19 protein-coding genes are annotated in these 21,020 nt (G+C 44.4%); 11 read left to right on the top strand and 8 right to left on the bottom strand.

The features are described from left to right. Positions 1-42: 42 nt before the first annotated feature. Positions 43-1,134 carry a 3-phosphoserine/phosphohydroxythreonine transaminase gene (serC, locus tag ACXQIQ_RS09520; protein WP_439299000.1) on the bottom strand — a complete coding sequence of 364 codons (1,092 nt, stop codon included), beginning with the start codon at positions 1,132-1,134 and terminating at the stop codon, positions 43-45. A gap of 116 nt (positions 1,135-1,250) precedes the next feature. Here serC and ACXQIQ_RS09515 point away from each other — a divergent pair, with 116 nt between their 5' ends. Beyond that, positions 1,251-2,183, top strand: a complete 933-nt coding sequence (locus tag ACXQIQ_RS09515; protein ID WP_439299001.1) for a hypothetical protein — start codon at positions 1,251-1,253, stop codon at positions 2,181-2,183. 57 nt (positions 2,184-2,240) lie between these two features. On the opposite strand, the gene ACXQIQ_RS09510 is transcribed toward ACXQIQ_RS09515, so the two are convergent. Then, the gene (locus tag ACXQIQ_RS09510; RefSeq protein ID WP_439299002.1) at positions 2,241-2,663 is read right to left on the bottom strand and encodes an HIT family protein; all 423 of its coding nucleotides are present in this window, start codon (positions 2,661-2,663) and stop codon (positions 2,241-2,243) included. A 570-nt stretch (positions 2,664-3,233) separates the two neighbouring features. On the opposite strand from ACXQIQ_RS09510, the gene ACXQIQ_RS09505 reads away from it, so the two are divergent. Genes ACXQIQ_RS09505 through ACXQIQ_RS09495 form a run of 3 tightly spaced genes read left to right on the top strand, consistent with a single transcriptional unit; the run spans position 3,234 to position 5,964 of the window. Next, positions 3,234-3,971, top strand: coding sequence for an ABC transporter ATP-binding protein (locus ACXQIQ_RS09505; RefSeq protein WP_439299003.1), 738 nt, complete (start codon positions 3,234-3,236; stop codon positions 3,969-3,971). Between the two features lie 3 nt (positions 3,972-3,974). Next, positions 3,975-5,213 (top strand): ABC transporter permease, encoded by a 1,239-nt coding sequence (locus tag ACXQIQ_RS09500; RefSeq protein ID WP_439299004.1) that lies wholly within the window; start codon positions 3,975-3,977, stop codon positions 5,211-5,213. A gap of 19 nt (positions 5,214-5,232) precedes the next feature. Next, positions 5,233-5,964, top strand: coding sequence for an EcsC family protein (locus ACXQIQ_RS09495; RefSeq protein WP_439299005.1), 732 nt, complete (start codon positions 5,233-5,235; stop codon positions 5,962-5,964). A gap of 35 nt (positions 5,965-5,999) precedes the next feature. Here ACXQIQ_RS09495 and ACXQIQ_RS09490 read toward each other — a convergent pair whose 3' ends face one another. Both ACXQIQ_RS09490 and ACXQIQ_RS09485 read right to left on the bottom strand, forming a co-directional pair. Continuing rightward, positions 6,000-7,199 carry a M20 family metallopeptidase gene (locus ACXQIQ_RS09490; RefSeq protein WP_439299006.1) on the bottom strand — a complete coding sequence of 400 codons (1,200 nt, stop codon included), beginning with the start codon at positions 7,197-7,199 and terminating at the stop codon, positions 6,000-6,002. A 166-nt stretch (positions 7,200-7,365) separates the two neighbouring features. Further along, positions 7,366-7,800, bottom strand: coding sequence for a ferritin-like domain-containing protein (locus ACXQIQ_RS09485; RefSeq protein ID WP_439299007.1), 435 nt, complete (start codon positions 7,798-7,800; stop codon positions 7,366-7,368). Positions 7,801-8,008: 208 nt separating this feature from the next. Between ACXQIQ_RS09485 and ACXQIQ_RS09480 the strand changes: the two genes are divergently transcribed. Both ACXQIQ_RS09480 and ACXQIQ_RS09475 read left to right on the top strand, forming a co-directional pair. Beyond that, complete coding sequence (locus ACXQIQ_RS09480) at positions 8,009-8,536, top strand: type 1 glutamine amidotransferase domain-containing protein (RefSeq protein ID WP_439299008.1); 528 nt, start codon at positions 8,009-8,011, stop codon at positions 8,534-8,536. Then, the gene (locus ACXQIQ_RS09475; RefSeq protein ID WP_439299009.1) at positions 8,529-8,864 is read left to right on the top strand and encodes a DUF3243 domain-containing protein; all 336 of its coding nucleotides are present in this window, start codon (positions 8,529-8,531) and stop codon (positions 8,862-8,864) included. The genes ACXQIQ_RS09480 and ACXQIQ_RS09475 overlap by 8 nt, the downstream gene beginning before the upstream one ends. A 38-nt stretch (positions 8,865-8,902) precedes the next feature. Here ACXQIQ_RS09475 and ACXQIQ_RS09470 read toward each other — a convergent pair whose 3' ends face one another. The 3 genes from ACXQIQ_RS09470 to ACXQIQ_RS09460 form a co-directional block, all read right to left on the bottom strand. Next, a complete protein-coding gene (locus ACXQIQ_RS09470; RefSeq protein WP_439299010.1) occupies positions 8,903-9,508 on the bottom strand; it encodes a class I SAM-dependent methyltransferase in 606 nt (201 codons plus the stop codon). Between the two features lie 23 nt (positions 9,509-9,531). Continuing rightward, on the bottom strand, positions 9,532-10,434 hold the full coding sequence (locus ACXQIQ_RS09465) for a diacylglycerol/lipid kinase family protein (RefSeq protein ID WP_439299011.1): 903 nt from the start codon (positions 10,432-10,434) through the stop codon (positions 9,532-9,534). Positions 10,435-10,509: 75 nt separating this feature from the next. Then, entirely contained in the window at positions 10,510-11,025 is a 516-nt protein-coding gene (locus tag ACXQIQ_RS09460; RefSeq protein ID WP_439299012.1) for an antibiotic biosynthesis monooxygenase family protein, read from the bottom strand. A gap of 266 nt (positions 11,026-11,291) precedes the next feature. On the opposite strand from ACXQIQ_RS09460, the gene ACXQIQ_RS09455 reads away from it, so the two are divergent. Further along, positions 11,292-13,424 (top strand): transglycosylase domain-containing protein, encoded by a 2,133-nt coding sequence (locus ACXQIQ_RS09455; protein WP_439299013.1) that lies wholly within the window; start codon positions 11,292-11,294, stop codon positions 13,422-13,424. 889 nt (positions 13,425-14,313) lie between these two features. After that, positions 14,314-16,359, top strand: a complete 2,046-nt coding sequence (locus tag ACXQIQ_RS09450) for a methyl-accepting chemotaxis protein (protein ID WP_439299014.1) — start codon at positions 14,314-14,316, stop codon at positions 16,357-16,359. 42 nt (positions 16,360-16,401) lie between these two features. On the opposite strand, the gene ACXQIQ_RS09445 is transcribed toward ACXQIQ_RS09450, so the two are convergent. Further along, the gene (locus tag ACXQIQ_RS09445) at positions 16,402-17,124 is read right to left on the bottom strand and encodes a hypothetical protein (RefSeq protein WP_439299015.1); all 723 of its coding nucleotides are present in this window, start codon (positions 17,122-17,124) and stop codon (positions 16,402-16,404) included. A 402-nt stretch (positions 17,125-17,526) separates the two neighbouring features. Here ACXQIQ_RS09445 and hemE point away from each other — a divergent pair, with 402 nt between their 5' ends. The 3 genes from hemE to hemY are packed head-to-tail and all read left to right on the top strand — an operon-like array spanning position 17,527 to position 20,921. Continuing rightward, complete coding sequence (gene hemE / locus ACXQIQ_RS09440) at positions 17,527-18,558, top strand: uroporphyrinogen decarboxylase (protein ID WP_439299016.1); 1,032 nt, start codon at positions 17,527-17,529, stop codon at positions 18,556-18,558. 33 nt (positions 18,559-18,591) lie between these two features. Then, positions 18,592-19,530 carry a ferrochelatase gene (gene hemH / locus ACXQIQ_RS09435; protein WP_439299017.1) on the top strand — a complete coding sequence of 313 codons (939 nt, stop codon included), beginning with the start codon at positions 18,592-18,594 and terminating at the stop codon, positions 19,528-19,530. Positions 19,531-19,532: 2 nt separating this feature from the next. After that, positions 19,533-20,921 carry a protoporphyrinogen oxidase gene (hemY, locus tag ACXQIQ_RS09430; RefSeq protein WP_439299018.1) on the top strand — a complete coding sequence of 463 codons (1,389 nt, stop codon included), beginning with the start codon at positions 19,533-19,535 and terminating at the stop codon, positions 20,919-20,921. Positions 20,922-21,020 lie beyond the last annotated feature (99 nt).

Here is a 21,020-nt window from a genome sequence, read left to right as displayed (position 1 = left end):
GCCAGTAGATGGGAAGGAATTTGTCCTATACACTTTCTTCCATCATTTCGTATGTGTGCGACGAAAAGACGCCAAGAATTCAACCAGTTTCTCGCAAGCCTCTAATGTGATTCCGTTATATAAAGATGCGCGGCATCCGCCGATGGACCGGTGCCCGGATAAGCCGACAAAGCCTGATTGCTTCGCACTTTCTAAGAAACGTTTGTTCAGTTGTTCGTCCGGCAGCTGGAAGGTGACATTCATTTGAGAACGGCTGGATGATTTTGCATGACCGGTATAGAAACCATCACTGTCATCGATGAGCTCGTAAAGCAACTGAGATTTTTGCTCGCTCCTTTTCTGGAATTCGTCCATTCCACCTTGTTCGATCATCCAGTCGACCATCAAACCCAATACATAGATATTGAACGTCGGCGGGGTATTGAAAAGGGAGCCTTTTTCCGCATGCGTTTTGTAATCAAGCATGGCGGGCAAATCTGAAGAATCACGAGATAGCAGATCCTTCCGGATGAATACAGCTGTAACACCAGATGCACCAAGGTTTTTCTGAGCACCTGCATAGGCTAGCGCAACTTTTTCCCATGGAATCGGTCTTGTACCGATGTCGCTGGACATATCCACCACGAGTGGAAGAGAAGGTAGTTGTTCGAAATTTTGCCACTGGGTGCCGTAGATCGTATTGTTGCTTGTGATATGTACATAACCATCAGGATCCAATTGAGTGGAGTGCCAATCGGTTGCCTTGGGGATGTAGGAGAATTTGGCGTCTTCACTGCTTGTCAGCATGTGTGTCGTACCGATCTTTTTGGATTCAGAGTACGCTTTTTTACTCCAGGAGCCAGTTACGATATGATACCCACATGTAAAAGTCCGCAACAAATTCATCGGAGCCATCGTAAACTGCAGGCTGGCACCTCCTTGTAAAAGAAGGACCTCATGTGTAGCCGGAATGTTCAAGAAACGACGGAGAGCTTGCTTTGCATTGTCATGGATCGCTTGATATTCTGTACTACGATGACTTAATTCAAGAAGGGACAAGCCTTCATACGTTTCTTTTCCTAAGCCTGCTTTGGCTTTTGAAAGGACTTCATCGGGCAGGGCGGTTGGACCAGGGTTGAAAACCATTTTCTCCATTAAACGACACTCCTTGCTCCATTTTCGAGGATTGATCATCGCGTTTTTTCGTTATAGTAATGAGTCTGAAAATTCATTATACTTGAATTGCACCAGAGATGTAAGGGGATGAAAACATGTATAAAGAAAATAAACCGATCGATGTCAGCCCTTATGATCACCCGGATATTTATCCAGGACCAAGACCGGCCTCTTCGTTCATTTATTTCGAAGGGAAAGCACATCGGATCATTGAGAAGAAAGGCGTGTCCATTGAAGATCTGAAGGTTGAAGTTTCTGATTCTTCCTCACTGGCGGGCTCTTTTCAGGACCCCTCCGACTATACGTTATCCATCGGAGATTTTCTTCATGAAAATGAATTATTGCCTTTAGAAGAGAGAGTTCCTTTAGTGGCATATGGTTCCAACATATGTCTCGCCCAGCTCAGGTATAAGTTCAATTTGAATAAGAACTTGAACGATTTCGTCCTGAATCTGAGAGCGTCCATGGTCGATTCTGACATTGTGTATGGATCATTCCTAGCGCCATATGGTTCACTGCCTGCAATCGTTGCACCTGTAAAAGATGCTGTGACGGAAATCTGGCTGACTTTCGTCGATCCAGAACAATTGGAACATATGAACCGTACAGAAGGAGGCTATGTTCTTCGTGAACATCGGGGGCAAAAGCTGATCACGGCGAATGGGGAGCGATTTGATTCGGTATATGCGTACTATTATCCACATGCCTTGCAGATAGATGACCAGTGGTTCCGGTTCAAGGACATCAGAGGCGAATCTAAAATTCCCGCGAAGTGGCAAGCGGATATGCTCGATTTGGTGAAAGATCGTTTTCAGTTCCATGGAACGCGAGAGGAGTTCATCCATCAACTCAGATGGAATACGACTTTTTATAAAGAAATGCAACAATGGCTCCAACAATTCGATGCCAGGTTCGATCATCCCGACTGGAGTGAACCGGATTACATCCATAAAGTCGGTGAAATGAAGCGGTCACTTTTGAAAAAGGATGCGGAAGACGTTCGGAAGCTATTGGCCATCTATAAATAAGAGCGAATAAGGAAATGAAAAAAAGGCGACTTTTCAATAAGTCGCCTTTTACTCGTATTACAGGAGCGGTTCTGAAATTTTGTTCGCGATTTCTTGCAATTGCTCAGAGGAATATTCGCTTTCATTCGTTTTCCAAACGGCGCCGAATCCATCTCCATGTCCGTAGCGGGGGATGATATGTACATGATAATGGAAGACGGACTGTCCAGCCGGTTCCTCATTATTGTTCAGGAGGTTCAGCCCGATTGGATCGTATGCATCCTTGATGGAATTTGCAATTTTCGGTACGACGGAAAACACTTTTTCAGCTGCCTCTGCTGGCAATTCGTATAGGTTTTTGTGATGCTCTTTCGGGATGACGAGCGTGTGCCCTTTCGTCACTTGACTGATGTCTAGAAATGCAAAAACGTGCTCATCTTCATATACTTTTGCTGCAGGGATGTCACCATTTACAATCTTACAAAAGATACAATCTTGCATGAAGCTCACACCTTTCTGAGAATGATGGTTTGTTGTTGTCATTGTATCATAGAGGGAAGAAGTCGTCCCAATACAAGGGGGATGGATAAAATATAAGGCTTTATTCGCAAACTTTGTTGCTCTTGTAAGTCGTTGATTTCCGCTCCAGGATGCTCGCTTTCCGCGGGGCGTGCGGTGAGCCCATTCGTCGTGTTGCGACCTCAGGAGTCCCTTTTCATGTATAGTATCTCTCATTCTCTTTAGAAAAAATTGAAGAGCCCTATCCAATGATAGAGCTCTCCGGAGAGGTCAGAGAAGAAAAGAGAAACAAGAGATCATGAACAATGGCTTGGGAAAGTGGTCATTGTCAGAAGAGTCACGATAGCATCTCGCCATCAGCTTCTCTCCAAGAAGTTGGATTACACAACAGCAATCTCTTTCTCTTTTCTTTTGAAGAAGAGGGGATACCTTCTTCACCTATCATCCTTTCCAAAAAATCTTCGTTACATACCCGATTGCTAGAGTTTGAGCGTACCGACGATGAATTTGGTATGATAGAAAAAACAGATGAAAGCCGGAAAGGGGTTCAGTATGGAACGTGTACTTGAGGTAGAAGATCTGACAGGAGGCTATAGCCAACAGCAGCCTGTTTTACATAACGTGAATTTCCAAGTGAATCAAAAAGAAATCATAGGACTCATCGGCCTGAATGGAGCCGGCAAAAGTACATCCATCAAGCATATTCTAGGATTGATGGAGCCGATTTCGGGTGCGATTCGAGTGAACGGAAAACAAATCGCCAAAGGTCCCGATCATTATCGTTCACAAATCGCCTACATCCCAGAAACACCGGTACTGTACGATGAATTGACGCTTTGGGAACATCTTGAACTGACCGCCATGGCCTATGATATCAACGCAGAGGATTTGAAAAAACGGGTCGATCCATTGCTGAAAGAGTTCCGGATGGAAAATAAGCTGAAATGGTATCCGAGTCAATTTTCCAAAGGGATGAAACAGAAAGTCATGATCATGTGTGCGTTTTTGGTCCGACCTTCTTTATTCGTCGTCGATGAACCTTTCGTCGGGCTGGATCCACTCGGAATCCAATCGTTCCTCGATCTGATCATCCAGGTGAAGGAGCGGGGTACCGGGGTCCTTTTATCTACGCACATCCTTTCCACTGCAGAACGCTACTGTGATCGCTTCGTCATTTTACATGAAGGACAGGTGATGGAAAGTGGAACCCTCACCGAAATCCAACAGAAAATGAACATGCCGAATGCGACATTGGATGAGATCTATGTCCAAATCACTAAAGGAGCTTAACCTATGGGTGTAAAGACACTATGGAAAGAACGTGCGAACGAATTTTGGAGCATGGCCATCAAATATTTACGTTACATCGGAAACAGCGGATTCTTATTTTCAATCTATGTGGCGATTCTGGTCGGTAGTTTTTATTATGGACAGCTGTTGAAGGTCCTGCCAGAGAACTTTCCTGCGGTGGAATTGATGACGATCATTCTATTCTTCATGGTTGGAAGAGGAAAGATCCGTACCTTTCTGAAGTACCCGGATGCGAACTTCCTCCTGCCTTTGGAACAGAGGTTCCGACCTTATATACAGCGATCCTTATTATACAGCTATACGATGCAAGCCTTTAATGTACTGCTCGTCCTACTTGTCCTTGGACCGTTGTATTTCTCCCAGGTAACCTCGGAACGGGCTTCTTACTTCGCGAGTATCCTGTTGATTTTACTCCTGACAGGCTGGAATCTTTTCGCCAGATGGGAAGAATTACGAGTGCCTGATGGAACGAAGCGGAAGACGTTACCGATCATCCGCCTTGCGGCCGTCCTCTTGACGCTTTATTCCATCCTTCAAGGTTTCTGGATCGTTACAGGGGTCCTGGTCGTCGGATTGGCCATTCTCTATATAGTGGTTTATCGTCCGTTGGCCAACAACCATACGTTAAAGTGGGAGCGGTTGATCGGACTCGAAAATGACGCATTGATGCTTTTCTATCGGATTGCGAATATGTTCGTCGAGGTTCCTCAACTGAATCGGAAAGTGAAGAACAGGGCATGGGCGACTCCGATCCTCAATTTGTTGTCCGGTCCATCGCGTAATATATATAGCTATATGTATTCCAGAGCGTTCATCCGTTCAAACGATTACTTTGGCATTTTCTTGCGATTGACGGTCATCGGAATCGTATTGATGATTATTTTGCCATCCGGTATGTTGTTATGGACGGCGAATGTGCTGATCCTGTACATGACAGCGATCCAACTTACGACGATGTGGCCACATTACGATCTGAAAGTCTGGGTAGACCTGTATCCTGTCTCAAGGGAAATCCGGTTTGAGACATTCCAGAATCTGTTGATGAAGATCATGCTGATTCAGGTCGCTTTATTTACGATAGCGAGCTATTTGAAGCATATGTCCTTTTTCCATACAGGCATCGTACTTATAACTGGACTGTTCCTTGTCTTGGCGTTCGTAAGGATTGTATTGTTCAAGCAGTTGAGTAAACGATTTATCATTGCAGGTCGTTCGTCATAAACAAAGGAGTTGGACTCACTTGGAAAGTCGAATACAAAATGAGCTCCAAGAATGGGAGAGGCGAATCCTGAAGCGCTCTCCCCTTTATAAAAGAGCCGCAAAACGGATCCAGCAACAGATTAATGATCGGATCCCAGAGAAGGTGCATAACGTTGTGACCAACAGTATCCGGAATATGGTGAAAGCGACTTTGACCGGAACGGAGTTTACGACGAAAAAACCTCCGGTACTTGGTGTGTCATTAGAAGAACGTGATGCGTTATTAATTGAAAGGAAAGCAGCATATAAAAAGACAGCCATGGCAGAAGGGGCAGGAACGGGTGCGGGTGGTATCCTTTGGGGGCTGGCCGATTTCCCATTGTTGCTCGGCATCAAGATGAGGTTCCTTTTCGAAGCAGCGAGGATCTATGGATACGATACGAAAGATGTCCAGGAAAGGGTCTTCCTACTTCACGTGTTCTTGCTCGCTTTTTCCAGTGATGACGTTCGCAGAGAGACTTACGATGCGATCAAAAACTGGGAGGAGACGAAACAGAAATGGCATTCGAAATCCTCGATCCAGGAGGACTATGATTGGAAGAAGTTCCAAATCACGTATCGGGACCATATCGATTTGGCGAAAATGCTTCAAATGATCCCCGGATTCGGGGCGATCGTCGGAGCGTATGCGAATTACAATTTCCTCGATCAACTGGGTGAAACCGCCATGAACTGTTATCGATTAAGAACGTTACAAGAAAGAAGAGGCTGATCTGCCTTTTGAGCGGATCAACCTCTTTTTTTCTTTTATTTGGTTTCGACTTTCTTTTCTGCCTTGTAGTTCAAGTGAGACAACGTTGCCTCTCCGAGCAATTTAGCAGCAATCGGAAGTGAACGTTCATCAATCATGAACTTAGGATGATGGTGAGGTGCCACGTCATCGGCATTCGGATCTTTGGCTCCTACGAATGCGAAGCTTCCAGGTACGTGCTGGAGATAGTAGCCGAAATCCTCTCCGCCCATCTGTGCAGCTTTTTCACTGACGGATAGGACGCCCGGCAGCTGTGAAGCGACATTCTTCAAATGCTCTGTTTCTTCTTTGTGATTGACGAGTGGCGGATAGCCTCTTGTATACGTAAATTCATAATCTGTTCCACAAGCGTCACAAATCCCTTTGATGACTTCCTCTATTCGAGACTCGACTTTTCCGCGTACAGCCTCCTTGAACGTACGAACGGTTCCCTTCAGCTCAGCTGTGTCAGCGATGACATTGAAAGCATTGTTCGCTACAAATGATCCGACTGAGACGACTGCAGATTCCAATGGATCGACGTTACGGCTCACAATCTGTTGCAAGGCGACCACGAGCTGGGAAGCCGTCATGATAGAGTCCTTCGTCAAGTGAGGTTGCGCACCGTGTCCACCTCGTCCAACGATCTTGATATTGAATTGGTCAGCCGCTGCCATGAAGGGACCTTCTCTATAGTAGACATGCCCGACATCATCAGTTGCCCATAAATGGACGCCATAAATATAATCGACTCCGTCCAGGCAACCATCTTCGATCATGGAAATCGCTCCGCCAGGCACGAGTTCTTCAGCATGCTGATGGATGAGAACCACGTTTCCTTCCAGCTCATCTTTCAGCTGATTCAGAACTTTTCCGAGGACGAGTAGAGTAGCGGTATGACCATCATGACCACATGCATGCATCACTCCGTCATTTTTGGATCGGAAGGGGACATCCGCTTGTTCATGGATTGGCAAAGCATCAAAGTCGGCTCTGAGCGCAATCGTTTTACCGGGTTTTTTTCCTTTGATTGTGGCAACGACACCGTTACCGCCGACATTGGCACGATAAGGAATTCCCAACTTCTCGTAATATTCTGCTATGTATACGGATGTTTTCACTTCTTCAAACGACAATTCAGGATATTGGTGGAGATAACGACGGATTTCAACCATTTCATCATAATGCTGGTCTATGAGCTCATAAAAGTCTTTCATATTGCTCCTCCTCACGTGGATTAAAAGTTTGAAAAGTCAGTCTTTTTGACAGTATAGCATGTTCACCTCCGTTATGCATGAATGAAATGTTTCAAGTAACTACAGTTCTCTTACAACATGAAAAAAGACATTGCACGGGGCAATGTCCTTCAGTCTTTTATGGAGTTTATGAAAGGCGTGGGTCCTTCAATAATCGGCTCATTTCTTCCATATGGTGTGTTTCATCTGCGATGAAGTCTTCCAGTTTGACAACAAGTTCAGTCATATTCAGAGCAGCTGCTTGTTTCTTACGCGTTTCGTAGCGCTCAATTGTATCTTCTTCTGCTTTCTTCGCCTCTTCTAGCATTGCGCGGACATCCGTCAATTGTTTGACTTCTGCAGGTGTCGTCGTAGGCGTACCTCCGAGTGTACTGATTTTTTCAGATAAGTACATCGCGTGACCTGATTCATCTGTAATTTCACCTTCAAAGAAAGGCTTCAAGACCGAGCGATACATCCCCGAAACGACTGCAGCATTGTATGTGTACATGATGACTGCAGCATATTCGTTAGCAAGGTCTTCATTTAGTCCATCAATTAGTTCTTGGAGATCTTTATCCATTAGTCAATCATCCTTTCCAATGAAATTTCATACTTCATTCACGTGTTTAATGTACCCTCTGGCATCCATAATTAAACTTCCTGTTCATGAATTTCACGAGACTTCTGACACGAAGGTTTCATCATGCCTAGGTTTAAACAAAGCCATATCGGGAATAGAAAAAGCAGTCTAGTCAAAGAATTTATAGAAAGGTTGTGAATGCTAAGTAATGAAAATTGCAGTATTAATGACCGATATGTTTGAGGATGTAGAGTACACGGATTCAGCAAAAGCATTTAAAGAAGATGGACATGAACTCACCATCATCAGCACAGATAAAAAAGAAATCACAGGTAAACAAGGGGATGCTTCGGTTCAAGTCGATCAGACGATCAATCAAGTAGACCCCGACGATTTTGATGCACTCTTCATACCTGGAGGATTTTCTCCTGACATTTTAAGAGCGGATGACCGAATCGTTGAATTTGCGAAAAAGATTGTTTATCGAGAGAAGCCGGTGTTCGCCATCTGTCACGGACCGCAGATCCTCATCACAGCAGATGTACTGAAAGGTCGAAATATCACTGGATTCAAATCTATTCAAATGGATCTGAAGCTAGCGGGTGCGAACGTATTTGATGAGCCTGTCGTCGTATGTGGCGGCAACCTTGTCACAAGCCGACAGCCGGATGATATCCCAGTATTTATCGAAGAATCCAAAAAATTATTGAAACAGGGAGTGACCTCAAATGTCTGAACGGAATCACATGGTAGATAAGAACGACAGACTACATGAAGAAGAAGTGAAATCCACTGTAGACCGAATTCCAGAAGAAGAACGTGATCAGATTTTACAAAACTTTGATGTGTTCAAAGAGTATCTCGGAAAGCGTGTTCGTTTAGGTGAAAAGATGGGCATGTCGGAAGAACAATTGGCGAAAGCGGCTGAAAAAGTGGCCGATTATCTGGCGGAGAATGAAGAACCGCGAAACCGAGAGGAAAAGCTTCTTAAGGAACTATGGAGTGCGGGGAACGATGAACAACAACATATGTTAGCCCACATGCTCGTCCGCATGGTGGACTAATCACATGAAGAAAGACAGCCGATTGATGGCTGTCTTTTTTATTTGTTCGGTTTTGCCCATATGAAGTAGAGGAAGCCTGCCAACGCCCGTTCAAATTTATGGACTTCTAGGTCCGATTCTACTACGAACCGGGAGATTTCACGGTCCTGATGACAGCCGATCATTTTGTAGGCGAGTGGATCCAGTTGTTTCTGTCCCCAGGCCAGTACCCGGTTGGTGCACTTGCCATGCTCCATCATCAGTATTTGACCACCCGGTTTGCACCAACGGTTGAAACGGTTCAAAAGCGTAACAGGATTTTCATAGGAACAAAATGACAAAGTGGAAACAATCGTATCGAACTGGTTCTCTTCAAAATTCACTTCTTCCACATCTGCTTGCTGGAGTTGGATTGGAAAAGAGTGTAGGTGTGTCACCTTTCGGGCAGAGTCCAACATTTTAGAACTGAAGTCAATGCCGATGACTTCCTCTACCTCATTGTAGTAAGGGAAGTTCAACCCTGTTCCGACAGCGACTTCCAAAACCTTTCCTGAAGCCTCTGGAATGATCCTCTTTCGGTATCGTGAAGTCGGATCCTTCGTTTGAAGACGTTCATATTTTTTCGCCTGTTTATCGAATTTACGAACTTGGGTCTGTTGATTCATTCGAACCCCCTTCAATCTACTCTTTACGGATTGTTTGGATAGTTCCCGACCGCCATTTGGATATGGCCAGGGAGGACGGTGATTGTCGAAGGTGTCTCGTAATCGCGCTCGCCATCGCAATCAATCGTTTGTTTCGGACTTGCTTCAATCTTGATCTCTTTCGATTGGAAATATAAGATGTCTTCACTGTTCGGAACATCATTCATCACCTTGGACCTGAGCATATCCCAGAACGTTTGAAACCGGTTGGACTCGATAATGAGCACTTCAAGCTTGCCATCCTCAATATTGGATTGAGGGAAAAACGCTCGGACGCCACCGGTGAATGGACCATTACCTATGAGGACCATCGCGGCATCCCCTTCGTAAGCGCATTCATCGGACTCCAATTTCAATGTGAATGAACGATCTTCACTGATCGATTGGATTGCGCTTAAATAGTACGATAACCGGCCGAAACTCTCCTTCATTTTCGGATTGATATTTGTTGAAGCTTCGGTAATCAACCCGATGCCCCAAAAGTTCAGGAAGTATTGATTGCTGCATTTACCGACATCAATCGCTCTAAAGTTCTTTTCACAAATTTGTTTCGTTGCTTCTAACGGATTTTGAGAGATGCCCAACGCTCTTGAGAAATCGTTGCATGTGCCCCCAGGGATGATGCCGAATGCAGGTCGATCAGAAAGGGGGGCAAGTGCATTGATGAGTTCATAAATCGTCCCATCGCCTCCAGCGCCGATGATGAAATCTGATTTTCCTCCCAGTTCATTCACATATTCCGATGCGTCACCGGGTTCATGTGTCTCGTTTACGTTCACCTCAGGAAAATGCTCCTCAAGCTCTGCCACGATGTTATCCAATTGTTGATGAAGTCGCCCATTTCCCGCATTTGGATTGATAATAAGATCAACGCGATTGATGTTCAAGGTAGATTCTCCTTTCATACTGGCCTCTGGAAGCACACGAAAAAACCTGGCCGTATCATGCCAAGTTTCTTCCGTTTATTTTTCAACTTTTTGTTGGACATGGAAGGACTTGATATATGGCTTTCCGGTAAAAATGGTTTGAGGCAGACCTTCGCTTGTCCCTCTGCCTTTGTGGGCTTTTTCATACGATGAGGATTCTTTCCACGCTTCAAAGTCTTTTTCCTCGTGCCACATGCTCGAAACGATGTACGTGTCGGTGTCTTTCGGTCTCAAGATGATGATTCCTGCGCAACCTGGTTCATTCTCCACGAGCCCTGCGCGTTGCTTGAATCGATCCTCGAAGACTGGACGACCTTCGGATGAGACGGGGATGTTGTTGAAGACGACGAAGTTCGCTCCGTCAAACCCTCCAGACTCTTCAATTGCTTCATAGGAATGACCGGATTCAAATAGACTTTCACCTGTTGTTCTATGTATCAAGATGGATTCTTCCGGCCCGTCAAGCAAATAGAAGTTGCCCTCTTCATTTTGGTATTTTTCCAATAGTGATTCTAAAAAATCTTCCGTTCCATAGGCGATATGATAGTTCATTTGACATCGTCCTTTCTTCATTTTAGCTGGGATTACTCCTTGTAGGTTCACAGTTCCCGCAGGAGTGTCGTGAATTTTCGCTTATGAATCCTATTACAAATCACCAGACTTTTTACTTTACCTTTTCACTAATATGGACAAAAAGAGATTTATTCATGATTTACCCTTCAAAGTGTCATACTAAACGAAACGAAAAGGTGGTAATGGACGTAAATATTGGGTAAAGTGGAAAAAGCATTTGTACTTCTAGAAGGAGTTGATGCGTTGTGTGGAAAAAAGCAACGCGCATATCGCTTTGGGCAGTAGGGGTCATTCTCTGTTCATTGCTCGTATTCATAGCGATTGTGTTCGCAGGAAATTATGTCATTGATGAAAAAGATCTCGTCATGAGCTCGGCCTCAACGCTCGTAGACGAAGATGGGAATACAATAACGAAGCTCTATGCTCAAAATCGGGAACTGGTCGACATTGAGGAAATTCCAAAACATGTCCAACAAGCCTTCGTAGCCGTTGAAGACCGCCGATTCTACAGTCACCCTGGGATCGATCTTCAAGCGATCATCCGTGCTTTGTACAAGGATATTCGCTCAGGAAGTAAAGTGGAAGGTGGGAGCACCATCACCCAGCAGCTTGCTAAGAACATCTTCTTGACGAATGAAAAAACCTTGTTGAGAAAGACGAAGGAAGCGACCATCGCCATCAATCTGGAGCGGAAGTATACGAAAAAAGAAATCATCGAAATGTACCTGAACCAAATCTATTTCGGCCACGGTGCATATGGCATTCAGGCTGCGTCTAAGCTCTATTTTAATAAGGATGTAAGTGAGCTGACCGTTGAAGAAGGTGCGTTACTCGCCGGGTTGCCGAAAGCACCGGGACGTTATTCACCGATTCAGAACATTGAAGAGAGCAAGAAACGACGAAATACAGTTCTTTCATTGATGGAGCGGCTCGATTACATCTCTCCGGAAGAAGCGGTCCGTGCACAAGGGAAGACTGTTGCGCTGGATATCAAGCGATTGGAAAAAGATCCGTCCTACCTGACTTACATTGACATGGTGTTAGAAGAGATGAAGGGAAAATATGCACTGTCGACGATGGAGGTTCTCCAAGGGGGATACAAGATCGTTGTGCCGATGAGTCCGGAAGCCCAAGAAGCCTCCTTTCAAGCGATACAAAACGATAAGTATTTCAGAGGATCGAATCCTGAAACGTCTCCGCAAGGCGCGTTCGTATTGATGGATTCAGATACAGGTGGTGTCATGGCCGTCCAAGGGGGCCGTGATTATGTGCGTCAAGGTTTCAACCGGGTGAACGCGAAGCGTCAGCCAGGATCGACCTTCAAGCCGATTGCGGTTTATGGGCCAGCTATGGAAGCCGGCAAATGGGAGCCTTACTCGATTCTTAAGGATGAGCGGTTGAAATATAACGGATACACACCTGAAAACTATGATGGTCAGTACAAAGGGACCGTTTCCATGTATGAAGCGATCGAGGATTCTCTCAATGCACCTGCTGTTTGGCTGTTGAACGAAATCGGGTTGTCCAAGTCATTGTCTTACGTTCAAGAGCTTGGAATGGATGTAGAAGAGAGGCAATTGGGAATCGCATTAGGTGGATTGGATAACGGCGTCTCCCCATTGGAAATTACACGTGCGTTTTCCGCTTTTGCCAACGAGGGTGAAATGGTGACGCCTTACTTCGTACAAGAAGTGTATGACCGGGATGGTAAGTTGGTCGGTAAAGCGAAGGTAGAGGAGAAGAAAGTGTTCTCTAAGCAAAATGCGTGGTTCATGACACGAATGCTCGAGTCGGTTGTAAATGATGGGACTGGCCGCAGAGGTTCTGTCAACACAGCACTTGCCGGTAAAACGGGGACCACCACGATGGATGATGTAGAAGGAAACAAAGACTTATGGTTCGCAGGTTATACACCTAAAGCTGTCGGTGCTGTCTGGATCGGTTATGATCGAACGACGAAAGGGCAGTACATGGCAGGCACCAGCTCAGATGCGACGCTCATGTTCAAAGACATCATCAATCAAATACCAGGGCAGGAGAATTTATCGTTTACCAAGCCAAAAGGGGTCAAAGATCTTGAGCCTCCGATTGAACTGATCGAAATCGATGATTTGAGCGCACAATATGCGTTCAATCGGTTCGGAGTACCTGGCATTCGTCTCTCCTGGACACCTTCTGACGATGATCGTCTCATGTACAAGATTTATATTCGTACTGATGATGGAGCTGAAAAGATCGATACAGTCGTAGGGAAAGGGAGCTACACGGTCGTTTCACCGAAGCTGTTCACATTCCCGGATTTCTATGTCGTCCCTTTCAATCCGCTGACAGAACAGGATGGAGAGCCATCGAATGTTATCTCTTCCTCCTTGTTCTAAAAAAGATCCGAAGTGATTCTAACCGGTTCGGTTATCTATCACAAACAATAAATATGTTGACTAAAATGTGCCCTAATTGCATAGCAATTTGAGGCACTATTTTTGTAAGGATTATTGCTCAAATAGAACGTTAAATTGTTTGAACATTTGCATACGAATTTGTAAGCTTACAGAATCCCCTGTATGTTTGCAAATTGACCTGCATTTTACTATTAGTTGTTTTTGTTAGAATGCGGAAGCAGGATTGTTGAAGGTGGGAGATAGGGTTTAACGGACATCAGATCCGTTATTTGTGACAAAAACGCTAATTTCGGTGTGCAAACGGACATCAGATGCGCTATTTTTTAAAAAGTATATTGTATTGGATGATTTTGAACCAAATAAGGTATCATATGTCCGTTAAGTTTAGTGAAAATGAATAATTTATAGAAATAAGGTCCTCAATGTCCGTTAGATTTATGAATTAGTCATTCTTCATTAATTATCGAGCGCTTTAGTTTAAAGAACTGGAATAGAATAATAGCCGCACATCGATCCGTAATGGATTGAAAGTTCGGCTTATTTTTTATCTTATACGATATGAAATACAGTGAAATTATCTATGCATTTCCATATGCAATTTCTAAAGTAAATTACGGTTTTGTGACAGGTATCAGAACCCTTTAAAGTGATTCGGGTCTTTTTTTTGTGGAATATTTTATGCGTACCAGGTACCATTTCAAACCTCTTGATAGGCAAGGGATCCGAAATGGTACCTGGTACCGTTCAAGCATTCAGAAATTTTCAATAAATAGGATTTTCGACCTAAGGTTGCAATGTAAACATTTTCATAGGGAAGTCGATATGAAAATGGACAGAGGGTTTTTTATTTACACAGGGGGTTAGGGATATGTTTAAAAAGCTACAAACCAAGCTGATGCTTGTCATGGGACTCATTCTGTTCGTTTCCCTATTCTCGGTTGCTTTCCTTACATACGACCGGGTTAAAGATACGATGGAATCGAATGTGAAAGCCCAGACAGAGGCGAAAGTCGACCAGATGTCGAGCCAGATCAGCATGTACCTTGAAGGTATTGAACAAACAATGGTGCGTTACAGTCAGGATGAAAGGATCATTGAATCCTTGAAATCCTCCCAAAGCGGTGCCGATACGGAAGACGGCGACTGGAAAATCGTCGATCGGGATTTCGCGCAATATTTAGATCTGAACGAAAACGTTGCGTACCTTTACTTAGCTAGTCCGAACAAGAAAATGAAGATTACGCCATTCTTGGAGTTGCCGGGAGATTACGATCCAACATCCAGACCGTGGTATCAGTCAGCTACTGAAGACCCATCGGCTGTGATATGGACGGATCCATATGAAGATGCGGCTACAGGAGAATATGTTTTGACGACCGCAAAGACTGTCGTGGATCCTGGTACCGACAAAGTGCTTGGTGTCGTTGCGATGGATATGAGTCTTCAAAACCTGGCAAATGTCGTTACCAATACAGAAGTCAAATATGACGGCTATCCGTTCTTATTCGATAAATCCGGATTAGCGATGGTCCACCCGACATTAAAAGGGGAAAAAGCGATCGAAAAGAATGCGTATGTAGAAGAAATGTACGCATCCAAAGTCAATGCAGTTGAGGATCAAAAGGATGATAGATTCGTCAATTTCGATACGATCGATCTTACAGGTTGGAAAGTTGGGACATCAACACCGAACACTGCTCTTACGCAAGAAGCTGGAAACATCCGAGATGTCATTCTCATCATTGCGTTGATCATCGTATTGGTTTCAATCGGAATCAGCTATTTCTTCGCACGAAGCATCACAAGACCTGTCAAAGAGCTACGTGATCAATTGAACCAGGTCGCATCAGGTGATCTGACTGTGAATGCTGTGACAAACAGTAAGGACGAAATCGGAGACTTGACGATCCACTTCAATTCAATGGTCGATAAGATGCGTTCCTTACTGCATAGTGTTAAAAACTCTTCATACCAGGTAACGGAATCGGCTGAAAACCTGAGCGCGGTTGCAGAGGAGACGATTGCTTCTAGTGAAGAAGTTTCCCGGGCGGTAACAGATATCGCAAAAGGGTCATCCCAGCAAGCATCCGACGTTGAGACGACACATGTACGTGCGATCAATTTGTCTGAGGACATTGAGCGAATCAGTGAACAGACGAAATCCATGTTGGCACTTTCAGATGGTGCGAACGACGCGAACCAACGAGGAATGGATCAAATTACAACACTACGTACGAAAAACCAGGAATCCAACCAGGTGCTCGAGTCCGTAGAGTTTGTCATCCAGGGCTTGAATGACAAGATTAAAGAAGTAGAAGAAGTCATTACAACGATTACGGAGATTTCAGAGAAAACGAATTTGTTAGCCTTGAATGCAGGCATTGAAGCTGCACGTGCAGGTGAAAGTGGAAAAGGATTCGCTGTCGTTGCGACTGAGGTACGTAAATTGGCAGAACAATCTGCAGTGGCGACTGAACGTGTCAAAACCATCCTGAAAGGGATTGAAGACGAATCGAAGCGTGTCGGCATAGAAATGAATCATACAAAAGTCATTTCAGCTGAACAAAGCGAAGTCGTCCAAGGTACAGAGGAAGCGTTCAAGCTGTTAGCTGAATCCTTGAATACGATGATTACGTCGATTTCGTCTATCGGAGACGACGTTACAAACCTCAATTCGCATAAAGAAGCGGTCATGGAATCGATCCAGAACATTTCAGCGGTCGCTCAGCAAGCAGCAGCTTCTTCTGAAGAAGTGAGTGCTTCGACAGATGAGCAACAAAGGGCACTGGAAACGGTCGGTGACTCAGCAGAAGCCTTGAATACAGCAAGTAATGCATTGATCGAATTGGTCCAGCAATTCAAGGTTGAAAAAGAAGCAGTAGAAGAACAAAAGGAAATGAATAAGGAAGTATAAGCATAGAAGAGGGTGCCCAATCACAATGGGCACCCTCTTTTTCTAATCTTCAAATGTTCTTTCATCTTCTCTTCGATCGTTATCTTCTGGAATGTTTTCTTCCATTGGAGCCGATGGAGCATTATTTTGATTGCGATAGATCCGGTACCGTTCGACGAGTAAGAGTCCGAACATCAGCATCACCAAACCGTTGCCCATGAATTGAAACACCAATTGGTAGGTCGTTTGGAATTTGAAGCCGATGAGAACCCCTAAATAAAAAATAAGGAACGGCAAGAGAATCAATTGCTTCGTTCTTACCTTATCGATCAGGAAGAAACTCGCAAGCCGGTCGACGAATAAGAAGACCACTGCCCAATAATAGACGGAATACGATAGGTTCAGTGAGCCGCCAGTCCGTTGGATGAAGAGGGTCGTGAAAATCATGTATAGACCCAATAATATCAATATGATCAAGAAATAAAGGCAGATATAAAGAATCATCCTGAGCATGAAAAGATTCGGCAGCTGGTCGAACAAGATCCTCTGCTTATGACGTAACTGTAATTTTGTATAGACGAACATGAAAATGATCGTACCGGCAATAATACTGAATATGAAAGAAGCTTCCAGGTCATATAGATAAAGTCTCGAAATATCTTCAATGGTCAATGAAGAAAAGAAGAGTTTTTTGATGAAAATCACTAGATACATGATGCCGTATCCGATGAAGAAGATCGAGGCGAATTTATACCATTTAGGTCCGCCTTTCTCTTTCTTATGCATATTTCTTCTCTCCTTGCGTAATGAACTCATTGTCGGAATCCCCACCTTCAACCTTTCGAACATAGGAAAGGGTTTTTGTATGATTTAGTTGTTGATACAGTTCTGTAATAGTATAGACGAAAAATCGGGAACTACGAATTTACTTCTATGTAGATGTCAAAATTCCCTATAGATGGTAATCGTTTTAACAAAATACCCTACATAGGTCCTGTTGAAACCGTAGGCCAAATTTACGACTAAATTATGACAGATTCCTTGTGGCTGTATACATATTTCAGCATTACAAGTATAGTTATAATGGTTATAAAATGACAATGTTTTTATTTTCTTTTACAATGATGATAATTCGACTATGCAACGGACGAAACGACGTCAAGGTATTAACATGAAAGGTGAGTAGTCATGACGAAACAATTCAATGATCAATTTTTAAGAGCGTGTAGAGGAGAAGAAGTCACACATGTCCCGACTTGGTACATGAGACAAGCAGGGCGCTCTCAACCGGAATATCGAAAAATCAAAGAAAAAAATTCTTTGTTTGAAATTACGCATCAACCAGAGCTGTGTGCATATGTAACTCGACTTCCTGTCGAACAATACGATGTAGATGCAGCCATCCTTTATAAAGATATCATGACCCCGCTACCGGCAATTGGAGTGGATGTGGAAATCAAATCAGGAATCGGACCTGTCATTGACAATCCGATTCGATCAAGAGCGGATGTGGATCGACTTGGAGAGATCGATCCGGTTCAGGATGTTCCTTATGTGCTCGATACGATTAAACTATTGCGCGAACAGCTATCTGTACCTTTAATCAGCTTCAGTGGGGCTCCATTTACACTTGCGAGCTACATGATTGAAGGTGGACCTTCCAAGAACTATTACAAGACGAAGGCGTTCATGTATTCTGAGCCTGAAGCATGGTTCCAATTGATGGATAAGTTGGCTGATACGGTCATCCGTTATGCAAAAGCCCAAATTAACGCGGGTGCACAGGCGTTCCAGATTTTCGACTCGTGGGTCGGCGCTTTGAATGTGGCGGATTACCAGAAATATATCAAACCGGTCATGGAGAGAATCTTTACAGAGCTGAGAGAAGAGAATGTTCCACTGATCATGCATGGGGTCGGTGCAAGCCATCTTGCAAATGATTGGAACGACCTACCGCTCGATGTTGTCGGACTTGACTGGCGCTTACCGATCCGTGAGGCGAGAGCTCGGGGCATCGACAAAACGGTCCAGGGGAATCTTGAGCCCGCATTGTTGCTCGCACCATGGGATGTAATAAAGGAACGTACGAAGGAAATCCTAGACCAAGGGACAGAATCATCCAAGTTCATATTCAACCTCGGTCATGGTGTATTCCCTGAAGTGGATCCAGATACGTTGAAGCGTTTAACGGCTTTCGTACATGAATATACAGCTAAGTAACATTTTTTAATCAATTGAGATGGGGTGAATGAATTGAAAAAGAAGAAAATCGGGGTGCTGGTCATGGCATACGGAACGCCAAGACACCCAGACGAAATCGAATCATATTACACTCATATCCGCAGAGGGAAAAAACCACCCCAAGAAGATTTAAGGGATCTAGTTGAAAGGTATGAAGCAATTGGAGGGGTTTCTCCTCTTGCGAAAATCACAAACGATCAAAAAGACAAACTCGAAGAAAAGCTTAACGAGATGTATGATGATATCGAATTCAAAGCGTATCTAGGATTAAAGCATATCGACCCGTATGTCGAAGATGCAGTCCAAGAAATGCATAAGGATGGTATTGAAGAGGCGATCAGCATCGTACTGGCTCCTCACTATTCAACTTTCTCCGTCAAGTCGTATAACGGGCGTGCATTGGAAGAAGCTGAAAAGCTAGGGGGTCCAAAAATCACACCGGTGGATTCCTGGTACGATGAGCCTGGTTACATTTCTTACTGGGCAGAGAGAATCAAGCAGATCTATACTGAAATACCAGAAAAGGACCATAAATGTACAGTCGTGATCTTCTCAGCACATAGTCTTCCGCAACGAATCATCTCGATGGGAGACCCATATCCGGATCAACTAGAAGAGACAGCGAAATTGATAGCAGAAGAAGCAGGAGCTTCCAACTACACAACTGGTTGGCAAAGTGCGGGGAACACTCCAGAACCTTGGATCGGACCAGATGTTCAGGACTTGACGCAAGACTTGTTTGAGCAAGAAGGCTTCAAGAATTTCATCTATTGTCCAGTCGGCTTTGTTACAGAACACTTGGAAGTTCTATACGACAATGACTATGAATGTAAAGTGGTCACTGATCAGCTTGGTGCCAACTATTATCGACCAGAAATGCCGAATGCCAAGCCTGAATTCATCGAAACGCTGGCTCGTGTCGTTTCGAAAAAGCTGGAAAGCCGGGATTAAACATGAAACAAATAGTCGTCATAGGCGGAGGGATCACAGGTCTTTCTGCCGCTTTTTCTTTACAAAATGAAATCGAGAAACAGAACATCTCTGCGAAAGTTACCCTCCTGGAGGCAACGGAACGTCTAGGCGGGAAGATCGAGACGATCCATAGAGATGGGTTCGTCATCGAACGGGGACCGGATTCCTACTTGGAGAGGAAACATGCGATGACGGATCTGATCAAGCGGGTCGGACTGGATCACGATCTCGTCAACAATCACACGGGACAAGCTTATATCCTTTATGGTAAAAAGCTTCATCCGATGCCTGAAGGGGCTGTGATGGGGATTCCGACGAAGATGAGTCCTTTTGTATCAAGCAGTCTTTTCTCTTTAAAAGGGAAGGCAAGGGCGAGTTTGGATCTTGTGTTGCCAAAAAGCAATGTGCAAGGCGATCAGTCAGTCGGTGCATTCTTTAAGAGAAGACTCGGCACTGAAGTCGTCGAGAACATGATCGAGCCACTGTTATCTGGAATCTATGCCGGCAACATCGACCGAATCAGCTTGCAATCGACGTTTCCTCAATTTGAGACCATTGAAAGCAAACACCGCAGTTTGATTCTTGGGATGAAGCGGACTCGGAAACCGAGTAAGAAGTCTGGCTCGTCAAAAGGAGTTTTCCTTACATTGAAACAGGGACTGTCTTCTCTCGTGTCTGAACTTGAACAGCAGCTCGATGAACGAATTGAGATTCGCAAAAATAGTTCCGTCACTTCCATTATAAAGGAAGGGGAAGGCTATTCGATCAAGCTCGAGGACAACGCTTCAATTGAAGGGGATCATATCATCGTCACGACACCAGGTCGTAGAGCAGCTCAATACTTCAGTGATGAAATACGCGAGCTGATTGGTGAGGTTCCGGCGACATCTGTCGCCACGATCGCGATGGCATTTCCGAAATCCGCCATTACGAATGAATTAGATGGGACAGGTTTTGTCGTTTCGAAAAAGTCACCATATACCATCACAGCATGTACGTGGACCAATCAGAAGTGGCCGCACACGACGCCTGAGGGTTATGTATTGCTCCGCTGTTATGTCGGTAGGGAGCATGATCAAAGCATCGTGGATGAATCAGATGACACGATTTTATCAAAAGTGTTGGATGACTTATCCGACATCATGGATGTACAAGCCACACCTGAGTTCTACTATGTGACGCGATGGAAAAAGGCGATGCCTCAGTATCTCGTCGGTCACCAAGAGAATAAAGAAAAGGTTAAAGCATTGCTTGATCGTGATTATCCAGGTGTGCGTTTGGCGGGTGCCTCATTTGACGGCATCGGTTTGCCGGATTGTATCGTATCTGGAGAAAAAGCAGCAGAGAACGTTATACAGTCGTTGAAATAAGAGCCGAGCTGGCACATGGAACAACCTCTTGTCAAAGATTATCTTTGGAGCGGGTTTTCACTTATGTGTCAGCTTTTCTTTGGATATAAGCTGTAATAT

Source organism: Pseudalkalibacillus sp. Hm43 (assembly GCF_054170705.1).
This window is presented reverse-complemented; position numbering and strand designations above follow the sequence as displayed.

Coding starts and splice junctions, on each gene's coding strand:
- ACXQIQ_RS09460 (WP_439299012.1), bottom strand. CDS start 11,025: ATGAACTATCATATCGCCTATGGAACGGAAGATTTTTTAGAATCACTA.
- ACXQIQ_RS09490 (WP_439299006.1), bottom strand. CDS start 7,199: ATGAAAGACTTTTATGAGCTCATAGACCAGCATTATGATGAAATGGTT.
- ACXQIQ_RS09445 (WP_439299015.1), bottom strand. CDS start 17,124: ATGCATAAGAAAGAGAAAGGCGGACCTAAATGGTATAAATTCGCCTCG.
- ACXQIQ_RS09510 (WP_439299002.1), bottom strand. CDS start 2,663: ATGCAAGATTGTATCTTTTGTAAGATTGTAAATGGTGACATCCCTGCA.
- ACXQIQ_RS09485 (WP_439299007.1), bottom strand. CDS start 7,800: ATGGATAAAGATCTCCAAGAACTAATTGATGGACTAAATGAAGACCTT.
- ACXQIQ_RS09505 (WP_439299003.1), top strand. CDS start 3,234: ATGGAACGTGTACTTGAGGTAGAAGATCTGACAGGAGGCTATAGCCAA.
- ACXQIQ_RS09515 (WP_439299001.1), top strand. CDS start 1,251: ATGTATAAAGAAAATAAACCGATCGATGTCAGCCCTTATGATCACCCG.
- serC (WP_439299000.1), bottom strand. CDS start 1,134: ATGGAGAAAATGGTTTTCAACCCTGGTCCAACCGCCCTGCCCGATGAA.
- hemE (WP_439299016.1), top strand. CDS start 17,527: ATGACGAAACAATTCAATGATCAATTTTTAAGAGCGTGTAGAGGAGAA.
- hemY (WP_439299018.1), top strand. CDS start 19,533: ATGAAACAAATAGTCGTCATAGGCGGAGGGATCACAGGTCTTTCTGCC.
- ACXQIQ_RS09450 (WP_439299014.1), top strand. CDS start 14,314: ATGTTTAAAAAGCTACAAACCAAGCTGATGCTTGTCATGGGACTCATT.
- ACXQIQ_RS09480 (WP_439299008.1), top strand. CDS start 8,009: ATGAAAATTGCAGTATTAATGACCGATATGTTTGAGGATGTAGAGTAC.
- ACXQIQ_RS09475 (WP_439299009.1), top strand. CDS start 8,529: ATGTCTGAACGGAATCACATGGTAGATAAGAACGACAGACTACATGAA.
- ACXQIQ_RS09470 (WP_439299010.1), bottom strand. CDS start 9,508: ATGAATCAACAGACCCAAGTTCGTAAATTCGATAAACAGGCGAAAAAA.
- ACXQIQ_RS09500 (WP_439299004.1), top strand. CDS start 3,975: ATGGGTGTAAAGACACTATGGAAAGAACGTGCGAACGAATTTTGGAGC.